Genomic DNA, 6204 nt, shown 5'->3' on the forward strand with positions numbered 1-6204 from the left:
CGGTTTTGTGATTAAACCGGGTGAAAGAGTACTAATCGTTGAAGACATTGTAACAACCGGAGGATCAATTAAGGAAGTTTTAGATGTAGTGCTTGAGCAAGGTGGAATTCCGGTTGGTATTGGGATGTTAGTTGATCGTAGTGGCGGAAAAGCTAGCTTTGGTGAAGTTCCTTATAAAGCTTTGTTAAACTTGGATGTAACTACCTATGACCCTAGCAATTGTCCGCTATGTAAAGAAAATATTCCGATGACTAAACGTGGTAGTCGTAAGTTATAAAAACTAGTGTTTCCTGTAAGAGGGGAACACTTTTGTTTTTTAAAGATAAAAGTACTAATGATATAGTATTTAAAAGGAATTAAAACAATTTTAACCAGAAAAAATCTTGTCATAAATACATAAATATGCTAAAATAATTACTATCGTAAGAAATGCGGAAATAGCTCAGTGGTAGAGCATCGCCTTGCCAAGGCGAGGGTCGCGAGTTCGAATCTCGTTTTCCGCTCCATAGGGGTATAGCTCAATTGGTAGAGTAGCGGTCTCCAAAACCGTTGGTTGTGGGTTCAAGTCCTACTGCCCCTGCCAGAAAAAAATTAACCACCGATTAACGGTGGTTTTTAATTTTATCCGGCGATATTATTTTATAAAACACTAGAAAATACCAGGATATAAAGTTATAATGATTAAATTAAAACGGTAAAGATAGTGGTAGTGTAAAGATAATTTTCAATAGGAGGATTGTTATGTATAGTTTTAAAAATGATTATAGTGAATCTGTGCATCATAATATCTTAACGGCAATTAGTGCTTTGGGATTAAAACAAAATGATGGCTATGGTATGGATGATTATTGTGCGGTAGCTAAAGAAATGATTTTAACGGCAATTGATTCTAAAGACGCGGAAATTCATTTTTTACCTGGTGGTACAATTACCAATTTAACATTGATTGCTCATATTTTAAGGCCATATCAAGCCGTTATTTCGGCGAATACTGCACATATTAATATTCATGAAACTGGAGCAATTGAAGCTAGTGGACATAAAATTCTAGATATTATAACACCGGATGGTAAGTTAACGCCGGAATTAATAAAACCGATATTGGAACAACATGAAAATGAACACTGGGTACAACCTAAAATGGTGTTTATCTCTAACCCTACTGAAATTGGCACTATTTATTCCAAACAAGAAATAGAAAATCTTTATACATATTGTCAAGAACAAGGCTTATTGCTATATTTAGACGGTGCAAGATTGGCGATGGGCCTTACAGCACAAGATAGTGATTTGAAATTGACAGATTTACCGAAGTTAGTGGATGCATTTTATATAGGTGGCACAAAAGTAGGGGCGTTGTTTGGAGAAGCCTTGGTTTTAATCAATGACAAGCTGAAAGCTGATTTTCGCTTTACTATGAAACAACGTGGTTCAATTATGGCTAAAGGATGGTTGTTAGGCATACAGTTTAAAGAGCTTTTTACGGATAATTTATATTTAAAATTGGGCGACCATACCAATAAGATGGCAGCTTTATTACAAGAAATAATAGCCGAACAAGGTTTTTCTTTTTTAGTAAAACCGCAATCTAATCAGCTTTTTCCGATTTTGCCAAACTGGTTAATTGCTGAAATATCCAAGCATTATCTTATCTCTACCTGGAGTAAAATTGATGCTGACAATACCTGTGTGCGTTTTTGCACGTCATGGGCAACTAAAAAAGAAGAGATATTAGAATTTAAAGAGTTTTTAAAGCAGGCAGTAACTAATACTAAGCCATAAGAGCCTGCTATAACTCTTTAAATTATTATTAAAATATAGTAAAATAATAATATCTTATGTTAAATAAGGAGTGGGTATTAATGAAGGTTTTATTACATTTAGCGGATGGCTTTGAAGAAATAGAGGCCTTAAGCACTTTGGACATTTTAAGAAGAGCTGATATTGATACCACTACAGTATCAATTATGGGCAGAATTGAAGTGAAAAGTTCTAGAGGCGTAATAATTCAAGCTGATAAAATTTTTTCAGACATTAATTATCAAGAGTTTGATATGATTATTTTACCGGGCGGTCCGGGAACAACGTTGCTAGATCAACATGAAGAATTAAAGAGTCATTTGAAAAATTATGATGCTGAGGGTAAATGGATTGCTGCGCTTTGTGCTGCGCCAAGCGTGCTGGGAAAACTTAATTTATTAAATGGTAAGAACGCTGTTTGTTATCCTGGTTATGAAAATGATTTGCTAGGAGCTAAAGTTTCTTTAAATGAAAAAGTAGTTGTGGACGGGAATATTATTACATCACGTGGGCCTGGGACTTCTTTTGACTTTGCCTTTAAAATTGTAGAAGTTTTAAAGGGTAGTGTCTTGGTTGATGAATTGAAAGTAAAAATGCTAATGAGTTAATAATTGAATATTGACTTTAATATAGAGAAAAGACGTTTGAGCAAATTATTGCTAAACGTCTTTTTCTTATAATAGTCCGGTTAAATGTTGAATTATCAAAGAAACAATTGCTACAGCAAACCAGCAACATAATCCAAGGAAAATTGGTCTGATACCATTTTGTAGTAAATGTTTGATATTGGTGTTTAAACCAATGGCAACCATAGACAGTGTGATTGAAAATTTTCCAAGATTAGTTAATGTAGCTAGGATGTAATGCGGTAAAATATTTGTGGTACAGATAATTGAAGCTACAACAAACCAAAGAATAAACCAAGGAAAAATTTTTCTAACATTGTAGCTTGTTTCTTCTTTATTAATTCTAGTAGCGAAAAATGCTAAAAAGACGGTAATAGGAATAATCATTAAGGCTCTAGTCAACTTTACGATAGTGGCATAATCACCGGCCGGTTGACTATAAGAGTAGGCTGCAGCGACTACCGAAGAGGTATCGTTAATAGCAGTTCCGGCCCACATGCCAAAGCCAGTATCGCTTAGATTTAAAAAATGTCCTAAAGCAGGGAAAATAAAAACAGCGAGGATATTAAAGAGGAAGATGGTGGAGATGGAAAAAGCTACTTCTTTATCCTTAGCTTTTATTACCGGAGCAGTGGCAGCGATTGCTGAACCGCCACAGATTGCTGTTCCGACACCGATTAAAGTAGTGGTATTATGATCTAACTTCAATAATTTACCCATAAAATAAGCTGTCGTAAAAGCGGCGGTTAAAGTAGAAAGTATTATCAATAAGGATGCTTGACCTACCGCTAAGACCGTAAATAAATTCATTTCAAAACCTAATAAAATGATGGCATATTGCAAAACCTGTTTACCGGTAAATTTTATTCCTTCATCTAGGGTATGTGGTCTTTTCCAAAAAGCGATAATCATGCCCAATAAAATACCAAAGACCGGTCCGCCAATTAACGGAAATGTTTTTCCTAAATACCAAGCCGGTACGGCCAGTAGTAGTGAAAAAAGACACCCTTTCCATAAATGTTTAATGTTTATCATAAACTCAACTCCTTTATTAAGTATAGTTTACTGATTTAATATATATATGTAAAATAATATTATTATATCATAATGATAATTAGATACTTATATGAGAGGTGAATGATATGACTTTGCGACATTTAAATATTTTTATTGGGGTGTGTGAGCTATTAAATATGACGAAAACGGCGGAAAAGCTAAATATGACACAACCGGCGGTCAGCCAAGCAGTTGCAGAACTTGAAGATTTTTATAGCGTAAAACTATTTGAACGATTAGGAAAAAAGATTTATTTAACTTCAGCTGGAGAAAAACTGCTTAATTACGCGATACATGCAGTTAATTTTAGCAAAGAGATGCAGGAGAAAATGAAAGAATTTAGTAGTTCTTTCTCGGTGAGAATTGGAGCAAGTATTACTGTCGGTAGCTGTGTGTTAATACCATTGTTGCAAGAATTAAATAAGCGCTATAGTGATAATAGAGTTTTTTCAATGGTTGATAATACAACAAAGTTGGAAAAAATGTTGCTGGAAGATAAAATTGACATTGCACTTGTTGAAGGTATTGTTAAATCAGAGTATTTGACAATAAAAGAATTTATGGAAGATGAATTAGTTTTAGTTGTAGCGGCGCAACATATGTTTGCTAAGCTGGATTATGTAGATAAAGAAATGCTAGCGCAGGAAAAATTTTTCTTGAGAGAACAAGGTAGTGGAACTAGAGATTTATTTGAAAAGGTTATGGCGGAAAATGAAGCCTCATGGACTTTAGCCGGTGAGTTTAATAATAGTGAGGCTATCAAACAAGCCGTTTATAAAGGGCTAGGTGTTACTGTGATTTCAAGGCGGGCTGTTTGTAAAGAACTAAAAGAAGGGTTATTAAAAATAGTTGATATTTCACAATTTGATTTTAAACGAAAATTTAAGATTGTGTATCATAAAAATAAATTTTTATCGGAAGCATTGCAAGAAATAATTTTAATAGCAGAAAAAATAGAAAAATTAAAATTATAAAAGGTTTTTTTCTCTAAGAAGAAGAATTATAATTAGTTTAGAGGAAAAAGAAAGTATCAAAGGGTGGTAATTAGATGACAGTGTTAGAAACTGCCATGAAAAAAGCTTCAAACGGTGAGCGGATAAACTTTGATGAAGCGATGGCACTTTATTTAGAAGGTGAAATTTTAGATTTAGCACAATTTGCCCGAAACTTAAAAGAACAAAAGAGCGGAAAAGAAGTTTATTTTAATGTTAATAGACATGTTAACTTAACTAATATTTGTGGGTCTGGGTGTCCTTTATGTGCCTTTGCTTGTAAAGATGGTGCTGCTAATGCCTTTGTTTTAGAAAAAGATGATGTTGTAACAGCTATTAGGGAAACAGCACAAAAAACACCTGATTTAACGGAAATTCATATGGTGAGTGCATTACACCCGACCAAAGATTTTCAGTATTATTTAGACATTGTACGTGCTGTGAAAAATGAATTGCCACAGGTTCATTTAAAAGCGTTTACGCCGGTGGAAATAGTTCATTTCAGTAAGATTGCACAGTGTAGCGTCAAAGAAGTGTTAGAACAGCTCAAAGCTGCGGGACTCGATTCACTTCCTGGTGGTGGTGCTGAAATCTTGGATGATGAGATTCGTCAAAAGATTTGCCCGAACAAAGCTACTACTAGAGAATGGATTGAGACCATTAAAACGGCACATAAGCTTGGAATTCCAACCAATGCCACTATTTTATATGGACATATTGAAACAATAGCGCAAAGATTACAGCATTTATTTACATTAAGGGACATTCAAGATGAAACCGGTGGGTTTCAAGCTTTTGTCGCCTTTCCCTTTCATCCAGCCAATACGGGCTTTAGTGATTTGAAGCGAGGCGGTTCTTATGAAGATTTAAAATTTATTGCGATTGCACGCTTGATTTTAGATAATATAGATCATATTAAAGCCTTTTGGATGATGTTAACAATGCCAATTGCGCAGCTTTCTTTAGCGTTTGGGGTAGATGATTTAGATGGAACAGTTGAAGAAGAAAAAATAATACATGCTGCCGGAGCTAAAACTAAGAAAAATATCACTAAAGCAGAAATAATCAATATTATTGCTGAAACCGGCTATATTCCGATTGAACGTGACACTTTTTACCAAGCAATACAACGTAAGGAGGACTAATGATGCCAAAAATTTCTTTAGGGCATATTAATTTTGTCAATTGTCTTCCTCTAACCTTTGCGATAGAAACTACCAATATGAGAAGTGAATTTAATATTGAGTCAGCAGTGCCAGCAATATTAAATTCGAAAATAATAAATGGAGAATTGGATATTACTCCGGTTTCTTCCATAATATATGCACTAAATAATGATAAACTTAAAATATTACCAAATGTCTCAATCAGTGCTGATGGTGCAGTGCAAAGTATTTTATTAGTTTCTAAAAAGCCGATAACTGAGCTTGATAATAAAAAAATAAATCTAACAGCCAAATCTGCGACCTCACATTGTTTATTAAAAATAGTTTTAAAAGAAGCTTATTCTTTAAATTGTAACTATGAGATAATCAATGTTGATATGAATAATATCATTTCTAATGAGGCCGAAGCGACATTATTAATTGGTGATGATGCTTTATTTTCCTATCATAATCGGCAGGCAGATTTGTTTTATTATGATATTGGAGCAGAGTGGAAAGTCTTGACAGGATTGCCGATGGTCTATGCAGTGTGGGTTGTTAATAATGAAGCTAGTTGGATAAAGC

At 34.2% G+C, this 6204-nt stretch carries 7 protein-coding genes and 2 tRNA genes; 8 read left to right on the forward strand and 1 reads right to left on the reverse strand.

Annotated elements, in window-relative coordinates:
* The 5 genes from KBI38_07765 to KBI38_07785 form a co-directional block, all read left to right on the forward strand.
* On the forward strand, positions 1–277 hold a 277-nt coding region (locus KBI38_07765), incomplete at its 5' end, for an orotate phosphoribosyltransferase (GenBank protein MBP8629949.1).
* A 154-nt stretch (positions 278–431) separates the two neighbouring features.
* Positions 432–506 (forward strand) — tRNA-Gly (locus KBI38_07770).
* A 1-nt stretch (position 507) separates the two neighbouring features.
* Positions 508–583, forward strand: a tRNA-Trp gene (locus KBI38_07775).
* 158 nt (positions 584–741) lie between these two features.
* Positions 742–1782 (forward strand): threonine aldolase, encoded by a 1041-nt coding sequence (locus tag KBI38_07780; GenBank protein ID MBP8629950.1) that lies wholly within the window; start codon positions 742–744, stop codon positions 1780–1782.
* 80 nt (positions 1783–1862) lie between these two features.
* The gene (locus KBI38_07785; protein ID MBP8629951.1) at positions 1863–2408 is read left to right on the forward strand and encodes a DJ-1/PfpI family protein; all 546 of its coding nucleotides are present in this window, start codon (positions 1863–1865) and stop codon (positions 2406–2408) included.
* A 66-nt stretch (positions 2409–2474) separates the two neighbouring features.
* On the opposite strand, the gene KBI38_07790 is transcribed toward KBI38_07785, so the two are convergent.
* On the reverse strand, positions 2475–3461 hold the full coding sequence (locus KBI38_07790) for a YeiH family putative sulfate export transporter (protein ID MBP8629952.1): 987 nt from the start codon (positions 3459–3461) through the stop codon (positions 2475–2477).
* 107 nt (positions 3462–3568) lie between these two features.
* On the opposite strand from KBI38_07790, the gene KBI38_07795 reads away from it, so the two are divergent.
* The 3 genes from KBI38_07795 to KBI38_07805 form a co-directional block, all read left to right on the forward strand.
* Entirely contained in the window at positions 3569–4456 is an 888-nt protein-coding gene (locus KBI38_07795) for a LysR family transcriptional regulator (protein ID MBP8629953.1), read from the forward strand.
* A gap of 74 nt (positions 4457–4530) precedes the next feature.
* Positions 4531–5619, forward strand: a complete 1089-nt coding sequence (mqnE, locus tag KBI38_07800) for an aminofutalosine synthase MqnE (protein MBP8629954.1) — start codon at positions 4531–4533, stop codon at positions 5617–5619.
* 2 nt (positions 5620–5621) lie between these two features.
* Positions 5622–6204, forward strand: a 583-nt coding sequence (locus KBI38_07805; GenBank protein ID MBP8629955.1) for a menaquinone biosynthesis protein, incomplete at its 3' end; no start/stop codon positions are given.

It is taken from the genome of Negativicutes bacterium (assembly GCA_018052945.1).
GTDB lineage: Bacteria > Bacillota > Negativicutes > JAGPMH01 > JAGPMH01 > JAGPMH01.

Coding starts and splice junctions, on each gene's coding strand:
- KBI38_07795 (MBP8629953.1), top strand. CDS start 3,569: ATGACTTTGCGACATTTAAATATTTTTATTGGGGTGTGTGAGCTATTA.
- KBI38_07790 (MBP8629952.1), bottom strand. CDS start 3,461: ATGATAAACATTAAACATTTATGGAAAGGGTGTCTTTTTTCACTACTA.
- mqnE (MBP8629954.1), top strand. CDS start 4,531: ATGACAGTGTTAGAAACTGCCATGAAAAAAGCTTCAAACGGTGAGCGG.
- KBI38_07780 (MBP8629950.1), top strand. CDS start 742: ATGTATAGTTTTAAAAATGATTATAGTGAATCTGTGCATCATAATATC.
- KBI38_07785 (MBP8629951.1), top strand. CDS start 1,863: ATGAAGGTTTTATTACATTTAGCGGATGGCTTTGAAGAAATAGAGGCC.